13 protein-coding genes are annotated in these 13,300 nt (G+C 67.1%); 6 read left to right on the top strand and 7 right to left on the bottom strand.

All coding sequences use genetic code 11. From position 1 onward, the window contains the following. Window positions 1-62: 62 nt before the first annotated feature. Window positions 63-605 carry a single-stranded DNA-binding protein gene (gene ssb / locus GV161_RS22030; protein WP_152014301.1) on the top strand — a complete coding sequence of 181 codons (543 nt, stop codon included), beginning with the start codon at window positions 63-65 and terminating at the stop codon, window positions 603-605. Window positions 606-734: 129 nt separating this feature from the next. Here ssb and GV161_RS22025 read toward each other — a convergent pair whose 3' ends face one another. Further along, window positions 735-1,451, bottom strand: a complete 717-nt coding sequence (locus GV161_RS22025; RefSeq protein ID WP_152014300.1) for an XRE family transcriptional regulator — start codon at window positions 1,449-1,451, stop codon at window positions 735-737. Window positions 1,452-1,634: 183 nt separating this feature from the next. Here GV161_RS22025 and GV161_RS22020 point away from each other — a divergent pair, with 183 nt between their 5' ends. The 4 genes from GV161_RS22020 to GV161_RS22005 all read left to right on the top strand — a co-directional run bounded on the left by GV161_RS22020 (window position 1,635) and on the right by GV161_RS22005 (window position 4,513). After that, window positions 1,635-2,405, top strand: coding sequence for a transporter substrate-binding domain-containing protein (locus GV161_RS22020; RefSeq protein WP_152014299.1), 771 nt, complete (start codon window positions 1,635-1,637; stop codon window positions 2,403-2,405). Between the two features lie 64 nt (window positions 2,406-2,469). After that, window positions 2,470-3,099 (top strand): hypothetical protein, encoded by a 630-nt coding sequence (locus GV161_RS22015; protein WP_152014298.1) that lies wholly within the window; start codon window positions 2,470-2,472, stop codon window positions 3,097-3,099. Further along, window positions 3,096-3,770 carry an ABC transporter permease subunit gene (locus GV161_RS22010; protein ID WP_201303044.1) on the top strand — a complete coding sequence of 225 codons (675 nt, stop codon included), beginning with the start codon at window positions 3,096-3,098 and terminating at the stop codon, window positions 3,768-3,770. The genes GV161_RS22015 and GV161_RS22010 overlap by 4 nt, the downstream gene beginning before the upstream one ends. An 8-nt stretch (window positions 3,771-3,778) precedes the next feature. Further along, window positions 3,779-4,513, top strand: coding sequence for an ABC transporter permease subunit (locus tag GV161_RS22005; RefSeq protein WP_152014297.1), 735 nt, complete (start codon window positions 3,779-3,781; stop codon window positions 4,511-4,513). 21 nt (window positions 4,514-4,534) lie between these two features. On the opposite strand, the gene GV161_RS22000 is transcribed toward GV161_RS22005, so the two are convergent. After that, window positions 4,535-4,993 (bottom strand): Lrp/AsnC family transcriptional regulator, encoded by a 459-nt coding sequence (locus tag GV161_RS22000; RefSeq protein ID WP_152014296.1) that lies wholly within the window; start codon window positions 4,991-4,993, stop codon window positions 4,535-4,537. A 146-nt stretch (window positions 4,994-5,139) separates the two neighbouring features. Here GV161_RS22000 and GV161_RS21995 point away from each other — a divergent pair, with 146 nt between their 5' ends. Then, on the top strand, window positions 5,140-8,589 hold the full coding sequence (locus tag GV161_RS21995; protein WP_152014295.1) for an indolepyruvate ferredoxin oxidoreductase family protein: 3,450 nt from the start codon (window positions 5,140-5,142) through the stop codon (window positions 8,587-8,589). A gap of 17 nt (window positions 8,590-8,606) precedes the next feature. On the opposite strand, the gene GV161_RS21990 is transcribed toward GV161_RS21995, so the two are convergent. From GV161_RS21990 to GV161_RS21970, 5 genes are all read right to left on the bottom strand, one after another. Continuing rightward, window positions 8,607-9,890, bottom strand: coding sequence for a 3-phosphoshikimate 1-carboxyvinyltransferase (locus tag GV161_RS21990; protein ID WP_152014294.1), 1,284 nt, complete (start codon window positions 9,888-9,890; stop codon window positions 8,607-8,609). Between the two features lie 71 nt (window positions 9,891-9,961). Next, window positions 9,962-10,261 (bottom strand): putative quinol monooxygenase, encoded by a 300-nt coding sequence (locus GV161_RS21985; protein WP_152014293.1) that lies wholly within the window; start codon window positions 10,259-10,261, stop codon window positions 9,962-9,964. Between the two features lie 85 nt (window positions 10,262-10,346). Then, entirely contained in the window at window positions 10,347-11,204 is an 858-nt protein-coding gene (locus GV161_RS21980) for an ABC transporter permease subunit (RefSeq protein WP_244624046.1), read from the bottom strand. Beyond that, window positions 11,201-12,196: an ABC transporter substrate-binding protein gene (locus GV161_RS21975; protein WP_201303043.1), complete on the bottom strand. Its 996-nt coding sequence runs from the start codon at window positions 12,194-12,196 to the stop codon at window positions 11,201-11,203. The genes GV161_RS21980 and GV161_RS21975 overlap by 4 nt, the downstream gene beginning before the upstream one ends. Window positions 12,197-12,388: 192 nt before the next feature. After that, complete coding sequence (locus GV161_RS21970; protein WP_152014291.1) at window positions 12,389-13,273, bottom strand: LysR family transcriptional regulator; 885 nt, start codon at window positions 13,271-13,273, stop codon at window positions 12,389-12,391. Between the last annotated feature and the right edge of the window lie 27 nt (window positions 13,274-13,300).

Here is a 13,300-nt window from a genome sequence, read left to right as displayed (position 1 = left end):
TAGGGTCCGGCTCCGGTCGATCGGCCGGTTCGTGGTGAAGTGCGCAGGAAACGGAGCCTGTCATGGCTGGTAGCGTCAACAAGGTCATTCTGGTCGGCAATCTCGGGCGCGACCCCGAGGTGCGGCGCCTCGGCAGCGGCGAGCCGGTGGTCAATCTGCGGATCGCCACCTCGGAAACCTGGCGCGACAAGCAGTCGGGCGAGCGCAAGGAGCGCACCGAGTGGCATTCGGTGGTGATCTTCAACGAGAACCTCGCCAAGGTCGCCGAGCAGTATCTGAAGAAGGGCTCGAAGATTTACATCGAGGGCCAGCTGCAGACCCGCAAATGGCAGGACCAGCAGGGCGTCGAGAAGTACACGACCGAGATCGTGCTGCAGCGCTTCCGCGGCGAGCTCACCATCCTCGACAGCCGCGGCCAGGGCGGCGACGAGTTCGGCGGCAGCAGCGGCGGCGGCTATGGCGACGAGGGTTCGTCTGGCGGTAGCTCCTTCGGCCGGTCGAGCCCCGTCGGCGGCGGCTCGCGCCAACCGGCGATGGCGAGCGGCGGTGGCAGCAGCGGCGGTTCGCGCTCGTCGAGCCATCTCGACGACGACATCCCATTCTAGGCCCCGCGGGCAGTCGGGGCGATCCGGCCTGTTCTGCCCTGGGCCTTCCCGGGGCAGGCGCAAGCCTGATCCGATGCGATCACAATGAGATAGATCATCATCGCATCCGACCGGATACGCGATGATGATCTATGTGCGCAGGTTGAACACGACCGACAGGAAGCGGACGGTCGGCGTCAGCAGTCGCTCGTGGCCATGGACGAAATTGGCGTCGAAGACGAGCGTGTCCCCGGGCCGCAGCTCCATCGCCGCGTCGGCGTAGCGGTAGACCATCGCGCCTTCGAGCATGTGCATGAACTCGATCCCAGTGTGCTGGAAGCCGGGATGGTCCGCCGCCTCGCTGCTCAGGGTGACCAGATAGGGCTCGATGTATTTTTCGCCCGAGAGCAGGTGACCGAGGAGTTCATAGCTCAGCCCGGCACGCTGGCCGCGACGCTGCACGGCGATGCCCTGCCCCGCCCGCACGAGCGAATAGTCGGCCTGCTGGTTGTAGGATGCGAACAGCCGCGCGACCGGCACCTTGAGCGCAGCCGCGATCGAGACGAGTGTCGTGAAGGACGGTGTGGCCGAGCCGCGCTCGATCTTGGAGAGCATGCCGTTCGACAATTTCGCCGCCTCGGCGAGCCGGTTGGCGGCCATGCTCAGGCTCAGCCGCAGGCTCCTGATCTCCTGGCCGACAGCCGCGGCGAGAGCCTGGCCGCCTTGCCCTCCATCGAGCTCAGCAGCTTTGTTGGCGGAGGAGCCCTCGTCCGTGGTCGTCCGGCCCGGCCGCGTCATCATCGAGAGCGCGCCACGTCTGACGCGCTTTCCGTCCGGCGGTTTGCCGTCGCGCTTGCGATCGACCACAGCAGCCCCTCCCAGCCTTCGCGCATCGGTTTCGAGCCTGCACAGCGCAACTCCGCCGGACTGTCCGTGCCTGCCCGGTCAGTACATTTTCATGAGATGAAAATATTTGCCAGCGCGTTGACAAGCCACTGGCGCGACAGAACAATCCTTGCAGCGACCGACAATAAACAATGCGAGGGGACCATGATCAACAATCGAAAATTCAGGACTATTCTTCTCTGCGCGGCCCTGTCGAGCGTCTTCGCGGGAGCATCGCAAGCAAAAGACCTGCGGATCGCCACCGAGGGAACCTATGCGCCGTGGAGCTTCGTCGACGCCGGCGGCAAGCTGACCGGCTGGGACGTCGATATCGCCAACGCTCTGTGCGAGGTGATGAAGGCCAAGTGCACGATCATGGCGCAGGAATGGGACGGCATCATCCCCGGCCTCAACGCCAGGAAATACGACCTGATCGTCGCCAGCATGGGCGTCACCGAGAAGCGCAAGCAGCAGGTCGCCTTCACCAAGAAATACAAGAACACGGCCAGCCAGTTCGTCGCGAAGAAGGACGCGCCCGCCGACACCAGCCCGGACGCGCTCAAGGGCAAGCGGATCGGCGTCCAGCGCGGCAGCATCCAGGACGCCTATCTGACCGCGACCTATCCGAAATCGGAGATCGTGCGCTACGACAAGACCACCGATGTCGAGCTCGACCTCATCGCCGGTCGCGTCGACCTGCTGCTCGCCAACAAGGTGACCTCGATGCTCGGCTTCCTGAAGCGGCCGGAAGCGTCGGGCTTTGCCCTCGTCGGCCCCGAATACACCGGCGGCCTGCTCGGTGAAGGCAACGCCATCGCCCTGCGCAAGGACGACGCCAAGCTGCTCGAGGAGGTCAACGCTGCGATCGATACGCTGATCGCCAACGGCACCTATGACAGCATCACCAGGAAGTATTTCGACTTCAAGCTGATGTGAAACGACGAACTACGCCGAAGGCGGGTTCGGCCTGCCTTCGGCCGGGAAGAACGAGGCCGCCTCCATGATCACCTTTGCGACACTTGGCCCGAGTGGCACCAACCATGAGCTCGTGACCAGGGAATACATCAAGTTCCACGAGATCCCCGACAGCGAGATCGTGCTGGTCCCCGACTTCGCCATCGCCACGACCGGGCTGATGCGCGGCGACTATGATTTCGTCGTCCAATGCGCGGTCCACCCGGATACGCCGCCGACGCTCGGCACGCATTTCCACAAGGTGTTCGCCGTCGACAGCTTCATCTCCCGCAGCAAGGAGCTGGCGGTGCTGACGCGCTCGGAGGTCGCGCAACCGAAATCGATCGGCCTGCTGGCGCCGGCGACCGAGAGCTATATCGACATCAGCCGCTGGGAGACGCGCGTCTCTGACCCCTCGCTGCCGATCATCTTCCAGAACCTGCTCGCCGGGAAATACGACTCGGCGCTGGTCTATCTCGAATATGCCGAGCAATACCCCGATCGCGTCCGCGTCGATGAGATCCTGGGTTCGCCCGACGATGTCTGGATCGTCTATGCCGACGAGCGGACCTCCGGCGGCAAGCTCCAAGCCTGGCGGGACGGGCCCGTCCGCGACCTGATCCGCCAGAAAGTCGCGAGCCGCGCCGCCGGAGATATGGGAGACGCGCTGCCATGACCCTGGTCTGGCTCTCCGGCTATGGCCTGCAACTGCTTTACGGGGCGGGGGTGACGCTGTCCGTGGCCGCCGTGGCGCTGGTGTTCGGAACCGCGTTCGGCCTGTCGCTCGGAGCGCTCAAGACCTATGGCAGCAAGCCGTTCCGCTATGCCGCGGAGGCCTACACCGCGATCGTCAGGGGTGTGCCCGACCTCATCGTCATCTACCTGATCTATTTCGGTGGTACAGTCGCCCTCACCCGGTTGACCGGGCAGTATGTCGACATCAACGGCTTCGCCGCCGGCGTGGCGGCGCTCGCCTTCATCTTCGCGGCCTATGCCAGCGACATCTTCCGCAGCGCGATCAGGCAGGTACCACGCGGACAATCGGAGGCGGCGCATGCGCTCGGCCTGCCGAGGAGCGTCGCCTTCTTCCGGGTGGTGCTGCCGCAGGCCTGGCGGATCGCGCTGCCGGGCTTCGGCAATCTTTCGATCATCCTGATCAAGCAGACCTCGCTCATCTCCGTGATCGGGCTGGAAGAACTGCTCAGGGCCTCCGCCGTAGTCTCGGGCGCGACGCGCGAGCCGTTCTTCGTCTACGCCGTCGCCGCGCTGCTCTATCTCGCCATCACCAGCACGGCATCCTGGGGCCTGCACCGCGCCCGCCTCCGTTCCAATCGCGGCTTTGCCTGAGCGATCCCATGCTTGACGTCCAAATCATGGCCGAGGCCTTCCCGAACCTGCTCAAGGGCGTCGGGCTGACGGGCAAGCTCGCGATCCTCATCCTGATCTTCGGCATGCTGGTCGCGATACCGCTGGCCTATGCGCGCAATGCGCGCTCGGCCTGGCTGCACGGACCAGCGAGCACCTACATCTTCGTCATTCGCGGCATCCCGTCGCTGCTGCAGGTCTTTCTGGTCTACTACGGGCTCGGGCAGTTCGACTTCGTCCGGACCTCGGCGCTCTGGCCGATCTTCCGCGACCCGTTCTGGTGCGTGATCATTGCGCTCGGGCTGAACTCGGCCGCCTATACCGCCGAGATCATCGCGGGCGCGCTCAGACTCGTCCCGAAGGGGCTGAACGAAGCGGCGCGGGCGCTCGGCCTGTCCTGGTTCCAGACGCAGTGCAAGATCACGATCCCGCTTGCGGTCCGCCTCGCTTTGCCCGCCTACGAGAACGAGATCATCCTGACGGTCAAGGCGACGTCGCTGGCGAGCACGATCACCCTGCTCGACCTCACCGGCGCGGCCCGGCTGGAGGTGTCGAACACCTTCGCGCCCTATGAAGTGTTCCTCACCGCCGGCGCGATCTATTTCTGCATCACGACGTCTTTGAGCTGGCTGCTGCGCAAGCTCGAGCAGCGGCTATCGATCGAGAACCGCGCCGTCGCACAGAAGGCGCGCGACCTCCAGCTCAGCGCCGCTGCCCCCGCCTGAGAACCGAGCTGCGGTCGATCTTCACACCGGCACCGCGCCGTGCACCTTGATCTCCTTCAGGACGAGGTTGGTGCGGACATGCGCGATGCCCGGCAGCCTGAACAGGAAGTGATCCAGGAATTCGTTGTAAGCGTCCTTGTCGCGGCAGACGATGTGCAGGTGATAGTCCGCCTCTCCGGTGGTCGCGAAGCACTCCAGCACTTCCGGCCGCTCGGCCACGCGTGAAATGAAGGTCGCGACGTGGTCGGCCTCGTGCCGCACCAGCCCGACATGAACGATCGCGCTGAAGGCGAGCCCGGCTTTGGCCGGATCGACGATGGCGCGATAGCTCGCGATCACGCCGGCCTCCTCCAGCGCCCGCACCCGCCGCCAGCAGGCGGAAGCGGACATGCCGGCGCGCTCGGCCAGATCCTGGTTCGAGATGCGGGCATCGCCCTGCAGAAGGGTGACCAGCTTGCGGTCCTGCTCGGTAAGCTGCATCGCCTCGCCCCCGGAAGGATTATCCACTCTTTGAATGATTATTGGTCGAACCAACCGAAACGGCAACACTAACCGGTAAACGAGACAAACCTTTCCAGAGGGTGAGGCGTAAACTTCCCGCAAGACATTGCCGGGAGGCCCATGCCATGAACGCTATCTCGCCAACCGGCCCGCTCGCCGACTATGCGCTGAGCGACCGCTATTCGCGCAGCACCGGCCGCGTCTTCCTGACCGGCACCCAGGCGCTGGTGCGGATCGCGCTCGACCAAGCCCGGCGCGATCGCGCGGCAGGCCTCTCCACGGCCGGCTTCATCTCCGGTTACCGCGGCTCCCCGCTCGGCGGCGTCGACCTCGAGCTCTGGCGCTCCGGGGATCTCCTGAAGCAGCTCGGCATCGAGTTCCTGCCGGCCGTCAACGAGGACCTCGCCGCCACCGCCGTGCTCGGCTCGCAGCAGGTCGAGACCAATCCGGACCGGACAGTGCAGGGCGTCTTCGGCCTCTGGTACGGCAAGGGCCCGGGCGTCGACCGCGCCGGCGATGCGTTGAAGCACGGCAACGCCTATGGCTCCTCGCCGCATGGCGGGGTGCTGGTCGTCGCCGGCGACGACCATGGCTGCGTGTCGTCGTCGATGCCGCACCAATCGGACGTCGCCTTCATGGCCTGGTTCATGCCGACGCTGAACCCGGCCTCGATCGCCGAATACCTCGCCTTCGGCGAGTACGGCTACGCGCTGTCGCGCTTTTCCGGCATGTGGGTCGGCTTCAAGGCGATCTCGGAGACGGTCGAGAGCGGCCAGTCTGTCGAATTGCCGGCGCCGCGCCGGTTCAACACCCCCGACTATACGCCGCCGGCCAGCGGGCTGCACTATCGCTGGCCGGACCTCCCGGGTCCGCAGATCGAGGAGCGGATGGAGGCCAAGAAGATGGCCGTCTTCGCCTTCGCCGAGGCGAACCCGATCGACCGGCGCATCTACGACATTCCCGATGCCTCCTTCGGCATCGTCACCACCGGCAAGGCGCATCTCGACCTGATGGAGGCGCTGCGCCTGCTTGGCCTGGATGAGGAGGCCTGCCGCAGCCATGGCATCGACATCTACAAGGTCGGCATGGTCTGGCCGCTGGCGCGGCGGGCGGCGCTGGAGTTCGTGCGCGGCAAGGCGGAAATTCTAGTCGTCGAGGAAAAGCGCGGCATCATCGAGAGCCAGCTCAAGGAGTATTTCTACGACTATCCCGGCCATAAGCCGCACTCCATGGTCGGCAAGTGCGACGAGGACGGCAATCGCCTGATCTCCTGGATCGGCGAGCTCTCGCCGCGCCTGCTCGCGCCGATCGTGGCGAAACGGCTCGACGCGCTGTTTCCGGACCTTCGCCTCAGCGAGCGGGCCGCGGCGCTCGCGCCGGAGGCCAGCCGGCTGATCCAGGTGCCGGGCGCGACGCGGACGCCCTATTTCTGCTCCGGCTGCCCGCACAACTCTTCGACCAAGGTGCCGGAGGGCTCGAAGGCGCTGGCTGGCATCGGCTGCCATTTCATGGCGAGCTGGATGGACCGCGAGACCAGCTCGCTGATCCAGATGGGCGGCGAAGGCGTGAACTGGGCGGCGTCCTCGCTGTTCACCGGCAAGGGCCACATCTTCCAGAACCTCGGCGAAGGCACTTATTACCATTCCGGCTCGATGGCGATCCGCCAGGCGATCGCCGCCAAGGCGAACATCACCTACAAGATCCTGTTCAACGACGCCGTTGCCATGACCGGCGGCCAGCCGGTGGACGGGCCGATCAGCGTCCACGCGATCGCCCAGGAGGTGCGGGCCGAAGGCGTCCTGCGCATCGCGCTGGTCTCGGACCAGCCCGAGAAATTCGCACCCGCCAGCCTGCCGAATGGCGTGACCATCCATCACCGCCGCGAGCTCGATGCGGTCCAGCGCGAATTGCGTGAGATCAAGGGGGTCTCGGTGCTGATCTACGAGCAGGCCTGCGCCACCGAGAAGCGCCGCCGCCGCAAGCGCGGCACGATGGAGGACCCGCAGCGCTTTGCCGTCATCAACGACCTCGTCTGCGAGGGCTGCGGCGATTGCTCGGTTGCCTCGAACTGCCTCAGCGTCGAGCCGAAGGAGACGCCGTTCGGCCGCAAGCGGCAGATCAACCTCTCCAACTGCAACAAGGATTTTTCCTGCCTCGACGGCTTCTGCCCGAGCTTCGTCACCGTCGAGGGCGCCTCCCGCCGGAAGCGGCAAGCCAGCGCGGACGACTTCGCCGGACGCGCCGAATTGCTCTCGCAGCCGACCGTCCCAGCGCTCGATAGGCCCTATGATCTGCTCGTCACCGGCGTCGGCGGCACCGGCGTCGTCACGGTCGGCGCGCTGATCGCCATGGCGGCCCATCTCGAGGGCAAGGGCAGCTCGGTCCTCGACTTCACCGGCTTCGCCCAGAAATTCGGGCCGGTGCTCTCCTTCATGCGGATCGCCGCAACGCCCGAAGCGATCAATCAGGTCCGCATCGACACCGGCGCGGCCGACGCGCTGATCGGCTGCGATATCGTCGTGTCGTCCTCGCCCAAGGCCTCGGCGACCTATCGCGCCGGCATGCGCGCAGTCATCAATCTGGCGGAGATGCCGACCGGCGACATCGTGCGCCAGCGCGACGCCGACCTTGCGACGCGCCGCCGGCTGAAGGCGATCGAGACGGTGATGGGCGCCGGGAACGTCCGCGCCATCGATGCCAATGCGCTGGCCGAGACACTGTTCGGCGATGCCGTCTTCGCCAACATCATCATGCTCGGCCATGCCTGGCAGCAAGGCCTGATCCCGGTCGGGCTCGACGCCCTGCAGCGCGCCATCGACCTCAACGGCGTCGCGGTCGAACGCAACCAGCAGGCCTTTGCCGCCGGGCGTCTTGCAGCCGCGGACCCGGCCGCCTTTGCGCCAGCTGCTCCCGCCTTCGAGACGGAAAGCCTCGACGAGGTGATCGCCCGCCGCGAGCGCTTCCTCGCCGACTACCAGAACGAGGCCTGGGCTCGGCGCTACCGGGCTGGAGTCGACAAGGTCCGTGCCGCCGAGCGGCCGCTCGGCAGCGAAGCGCTCACGCTGACCGTAGCCCGCTCGCTGTTCAAGCTGATGTCCTACAAGGACGAATACGAGGTGGCCCGCCTGCACATGCAGACCGGCTTCCTCGACGAGCTGAAGCAACGTTTCGAGGGCGACTTCAGCGTGAACTATCATTTCGCCCCGCCCTTCCTCGGCGGCGAAAAGGATGCGCGCGGGCGACCGCTGAAGCGTCGCTTCGGCCAGTGGATCCAGACGCCGCTGCGGTTTCTGGCACGCCTCAAGGGCCTGCGCGGCACCGCCTTCGACCCATTCGGCTACACGGCGGAGCGCAAGATGGAGCGCGCGCTGATCGGCTGGTACGAAGGGTTGCTCGACGAATTGCTGGCGCAGCTGCTCTCGCGCGGGCCGGACGCGCTGGCGCTGATCGCCGCCCTGCCCATGGACATTCGCGGCTATGGCCCGGTCAAGGACGCCGCCGTGGAACGGGTCAAGGCCGCGGCGGAGCAACAGCTCAGGGAAGTGTCGACGGCAGCGGCGAAGGAAGCCGCCTGAGCCTCGCGCGGCAAGCCCTACGGAACTTCGCCTTCGAAGCGCGCGCCGAGCGAGCCGAGCGCGCGCCAGTAGTCCGGATAGGTCTTGGCGACGCAAGCAGGGTCGAGGATGGTGACGCCGCCGATCTTAAGGCCCGCCAGCGCGAAGCTCATGGCGATGCGGTGGTCGGCGAAGGTGTCGATCTCGGCCGGCAGCGTCTGGCCGGCCAGCGCCGGATCGGAGGCGACGAGGAGATCGTCGCCATCTTCCACACCGAGCCCGGCACGGATTCGCGACAGGCCCTGCGCCAGCGCCGCGACGCGGTCGCATTCCTTGACGCGCAGATTGGCGATGCCGGTGAAGCGCACCGGCGTGCGGTTGAAGGCGGCGAGCACGGCGAGCGTCGGCACCGCATCCTGCATCTGCGAGCCGTCGATCTCGGCCGGCAGGTTCGGGAAAGCGGCGATCAGCTCATGCGCCTTGGCATCGGGCTGGGTGAAGGCGGAAGCCGGCACGCCGAGATCGATCGCGCCGCCGGTCAGCACCTCCGCCGCCCAGAGATAGGTCGCGGCCGAGGCGTCCGGCTCGATCAGGTAGTCGGTCGCGACATAGCCGGTCGGCGCGATCCGCCAGCCGCCGCTCGCCGGCTCGGAGACCTCGGCGCCGAAGGCACGCATCGTCGCCAGCGTCAGGTCGACATAGCCGCGCGCGCCGATCTGACTATCGTTTCCTTGGCCGGTCAGCACGACATCGACGGGATTGCGGGCGCAGGCGCCGGCCATCAGCAGCGCCGAGACATACTGGCTGGAGAGCCCGCCATCGACCTCGACCAGCCCGCCCTCGAATCCGCCCTGCCCCCGGATGGTGACCGGCGGGCAGCCGCTCGGCGCGGTGATCGCGACGCCGAGCCTCGTGAGCGCCTCGACCAGCGGCAGGATCGGCCGCTTGCGCATGTGCTCGTCGCCGTCGACCACGACCGTGCCGTCGACCAGCGCTGCCGCGGCGGTCAGGAAGCGGGTCGCGGTGCCGGCATTGCCGAGGAAGAGCGGCTTGGCCGGAGCCCGTAGCTTCCCATCGCTGGTGACGATGAAGCTGGTTGCGTCGGGCTCGTCGATCGTGACGCCCATGTCGCGCAGCGCCTGCGCCATATAGCGGGTGTCGTCGCTCTTCAGCGCGCCGCTCAGCCGGCTCGCGCCCCTGGCCAGAGCCGCGACCAGCAGCGCCCGGTTGGTGATCGATTTCGAGCCGGGCGGCATGACACGGCCGGTCAGCGCCGCCGTCGTCGGCAGGATGGTGAGTTTGCTCAGGGCGGATTGGGTCATAGCAGGCTCGCGGCTCGGTCGCGAGGGTCTTAGACCGTGCGGCCCGCGAGCGGAAGCCGCGTCCGCGGCCCTCAGCCCTTCGTCAAACCAAACCCGCCGACCGGCTCGGTGATCACATGGCTGTCGAAGCCGGCGATGATCGGCCTGGCCTTGGCGATCGCCGCCTGTACGGCCGGCAGAGCGAGCGAAGCCTTGTGGCTCTCTTCCCTGTCCCAGACCTCGGTCACCCAGATCGCATCGGCATCGTCGGGATCGCGGGCAACGATGTAGCTCAGGCAGCCCGGCATCTCGCCGCTGCTCTCGAGGATGTAACCGATCAGCGCCTCGCGCTCGCCGGGCTTGGCCCGCATCTTCCCGATCAACCCGTACATGGCGGCCCTCTCCCGTTTCGGGCGGCACCCTGCCCAAGCGACGGACGCGGCGCAACCGATCGTCCTGACCGAATCCGTCAGCAGCTCACACAGGCGGCCGCCGCTCCCGCAGGATCGCCTGCGCCATGCGGTCGAGCAGGATCGCCAGCGCCACCACCGCGAGCCCTCCGACGAAGCCGAGGCCCGGATCGGCGCGCTGCAGGCCGAGGAGCACGACTTCACCGAGGCCTTTGGCGCCGATCATCGAGGCGACCACGACCATGGCGAGCGAGAGCATGATCGCCTGGTTGAGGCCCTGCAGGATAACCGGCCGCGCCAAGGGCAATTCGACGAGCCAGAGCGTCTGCCACGGCCCGAGCCCAAGCGCGCGGGCGGCGTGGATCATGCCGATATCGATGCCGCGCAGGCCGAGCTCGGTCAGCCGCGCGAAAGGCGGCAGGGCGTAGATCAGGGTCGCGAGCAGCGCCGGCGCCCGCCCCAGCCCGAGCAGCATCGCCACCGGGATCAGATAGACGAAGTTCGGAATGGTCTGCATCAGGTCGTAGACTGGTGCGAGCGCCCGCCCCAGACGCGGCAGGCGTGCCGCGGCGACACCGAGCGGCAGGCCGAGAATGACGACCAGCCCCACCGCGACGATGACGAGCGCGAGGGTCTGCATCGCCTCGGTCCAGACGCCGAGGCCGGCGAGCACCAGCGGCAGGCTCGCCATGGCGAGCGTGAAGCCGAGGCTGCGCCGCGCCAGCCAGGCGCCTGCAGCGACGGCGAGGACGAAGGCCGGCACGGGGACGAGTAGCAGGGCCGCCTCGACGCCGCGCACCGGCGCGGTCAGCAGCCTGCTGAAACCGTCGAGGTCGCTGCCATAGCCGGTGACGACGGCATCGACGCCCTTGTTGACCAGCTTCTGCAGCGCCTTGCCGAGATCCGGCAGCCCGTCGAGCGTCACAGGCCGGACGCGACCTTGCTGGCGATATCTGCCGGCAGCCAGGCCTTCCAGACATCCGGTTGGGTCTTGAGGAAAACGAGCGCCTGCTGCTCCGGCGACTGGCCCTTCTCGCGAGCTTCGGCCAACATTTTCGAGGTCAGTTCGCTGGTGGTGGTGTACTTCCTGAAGAAGCCGGCGAGCTGCGGCGCCTTCTTCGCCAGCTCGACATTCGCGCCGATGACGACGCGGCTCACCGGGTAGGCGCTGGCGCGCTTGGGCGCATCGCTCGACTTGAGCTCATCCCAGATCGCCTGATCGAAGGCGGGCTCCTCGAGCTTGACCAGATCATAGGCGCCGAGCAGCCAGCTCGGCCCCCAATAATAGAACACGACCGGCCGCTTGCGCTTCAGGGCGGATTCGATGGCGGCGACGATCGCCTCGCCCGAGCCGCCGCGGAGATTGGTGAAGTCGCCGGAGAGCCCGTAGGCGACGAGCTTCTTGCTGTTGATGCCTTCGCAGACCCAGCCCGCGACGCAATTATAGAAGCGGCCCTTGCCCGGCTCGTCCGGGTCGGTGAACAGCTCCTTGTAGCGCTTGAGGTCCTGCACCGATTTCAGCTCGGGCGCCTTGGCGTCGGGACCGGAGACAAGATAGCGCGGCACGAACCAGCCTTCGGTCGCATCGGGGAAGGTCGTGCCCAGCGGCTCAACCTTGCCGGCGGCCGCTTCCTTGACCCAGGCTTCGACCGGGTTCGCCAGCCAGATCTCCATGACGATGTCGACATCGCCGCGGCCGAGACCGTTGACCAGCGGCGCGATCACGCCCGGCACGCGCTCGACCTTGCAGCCGAAGCCCTTCTCGGCAATGGCGCTGGCGACGGCAGTGTGGAAGGCGGCGGAGTCATAATCGAGCCCCGCCATCTTCAGCGGCCGGTCGAGCTCGCAGGCGAAACCGGGAGCGGTGAGACCGAGGCCGAGCAGCAATGCTGCCCCTCGCAGAACGGCTTTCATCATGACGATCCCCCGCTGGCTGCCGTGCCCGATCAGGGCACCTGACTTTCCGGCCTGTCCACGAAGCGCGAAAGCGGGCGAAATGTTCCGCCCGGCAGGCGAAAACCTTAGCGCCGCTTTCGGATCATGGGCAGTGCGCAAACGGCGGATGAGATGGACCGCTTGCCTGACCGGTCTTGTCAGGAGGCAAAGCGCTCAGCCGAGCGTGCCCAGCGCCCGCAACGCCTTCAGCGTTTCGCGCAGGCCGCGATGCAATGGCTTGTCCTTGCGCAGGACGAGGCCAAGCGTGCGATGCACGCGCGGCGACAACGGCCGAACGATCAGTCCGTCGTTTTCGTCACGCACCGCCATGCTCGGCAGGATGGCGCAGCCCAGTCCGGCTCCGACCAGCCTTTTGATCGCCTCGACGCTGCCGAGCGACATCACCGGCTTCAGCATCACGCCGGAGCGGGCGAACCATTCATCGGCGATGCGCCGGGTGATGCCGCCCGGCTCGAACAGCAGCACCGGCAGGCGCGCGAGCGCCTCCGGCGTCAATCGCGCCGGCAAGTCCATGCCCGGCGGGGCGATCACGACGAACTCATCGTCGAGCAGCGGCGTGACCTGCAGGCTGCGGCCGGCAGCCGGGAGCGAAACCAGACCGATATCGATCTGATTGTCCTCGATCGCCTTGACGATATCGGCGCTGTTGCCGGTGCTGACCGTGATCTCCAGCGTCGGGTGGTGCTGGCGCAATTCGCGCAGCAGGGGCGGCAACAGGAAGATGCAGGCGGTGGCGCCGGTACCGATCCGGACACGGCCCATCGCCCCGGTCGCGTGGCGCGCCATCGCCTCCTGCGCCGCCGCCACCGCCGCCGCGATCCGCCCGGCATGGTCGAGCAGTTCCATGCCTGCCGCCGTCGGCTGGGCCCGGCGTCCGACGCGCTCAATCAGCACCGTGCCGAGCCGGCGCTCCAGCTCGCGGATCTGCAGGCTGACCGCCGGCTGGCTCAGGCCCAACCGCTCGGCCGCCGCCGAGAAGCTGCCGAGCGCGATCACCTGGCGGAAGCTGTCGAGCTGATCGAGGCGAAGGTCGCGCATCTCAAAGAATTTCTCATGCTCTGCATA

Source organism: Bosea sp. 29B (assembly GCF_902506165.1).
Lineage (GTDB): Bacteria > Pseudomonadota > Alphaproteobacteria > Rhizobiales > Beijerinckiaceae > Allobosea.
Note: the sequence above shows the minus strand (reverse complement) of the source record. Positions and strands in the feature narration are given on the sequence as shown.

Excerpts from the sequence above, each read along its gene's own strand:
- ssb (WP_152014301.1), top strand. The coding sequence starts at position 63 with ATGGCTGGTAGCGTCAACAAGGTCATTCTGGTCGGCAATCTCGGGCGC.
- GV161_RS22020 (WP_152014299.1), top strand. The coding sequence starts at position 1,635 with ATGATCAACAATCGAAAATTCAGGACTATTCTTCTCTGCGCGGCCCTG.
- GV161_RS22015 (WP_152014298.1), top strand. The coding sequence starts at position 2,470 with ATGATCACCTTTGCGACACTTGGCCCGAGTGGCACCAACCATGAGCTC.
- GV161_RS22010 (WP_201303044.1), top strand. The coding sequence starts at position 3,096 with ATGACCCTGGTCTGGCTCTCCGGCTATGGCCTGCAACTGCTTTACGGG.
- GV161_RS22005 (WP_152014297.1), top strand. The coding sequence starts at position 3,779 with ATGCTTGACGTCCAAATCATGGCCGAGGCCTTCCCGAACCTGCTCAAG.
- GV161_RS22000 (WP_152014296.1), bottom strand. The coding sequence starts at position 4,993 with ATGCAGCTTACCGAGCAGGACCGCAAGCTGGTCACCCTTCTGCAGGGC.
- GV161_RS21995 (WP_152014295.1), top strand. The coding sequence starts at position 5,140 with ATGAACGCTATCTCGCCAACCGGCCCGCTCGCCGACTATGCGCTGAGC.
- GV161_RS21990 (WP_152014294.1), bottom strand. The coding sequence starts at position 9,890 with ATGACCCAATCCGCCCTGAGCAAACTCACCATCCTGCCGACGACGGCG.
- GV161_RS21985 (WP_152014293.1), bottom strand. The coding sequence starts at position 10,261 with ATGTACGGGTTGATCGGGAAGATGCGGGCCAAGCCCGGCGAGCGCGAG.
- GV161_RS21975 (WP_201303043.1), bottom strand. The coding sequence starts at position 12,196 with ATGATGAAAGCCGTTCTGCGAGGGGCAGCATTGCTGCTCGGCCTCGGT.
- GV161_RS21970 (WP_152014291.1), bottom strand. The coding sequence starts at position 13,273 with ATGCGCGACCTTCGCCTCGATCAGCTCGACAGCTTCCGCCAGGTGATC.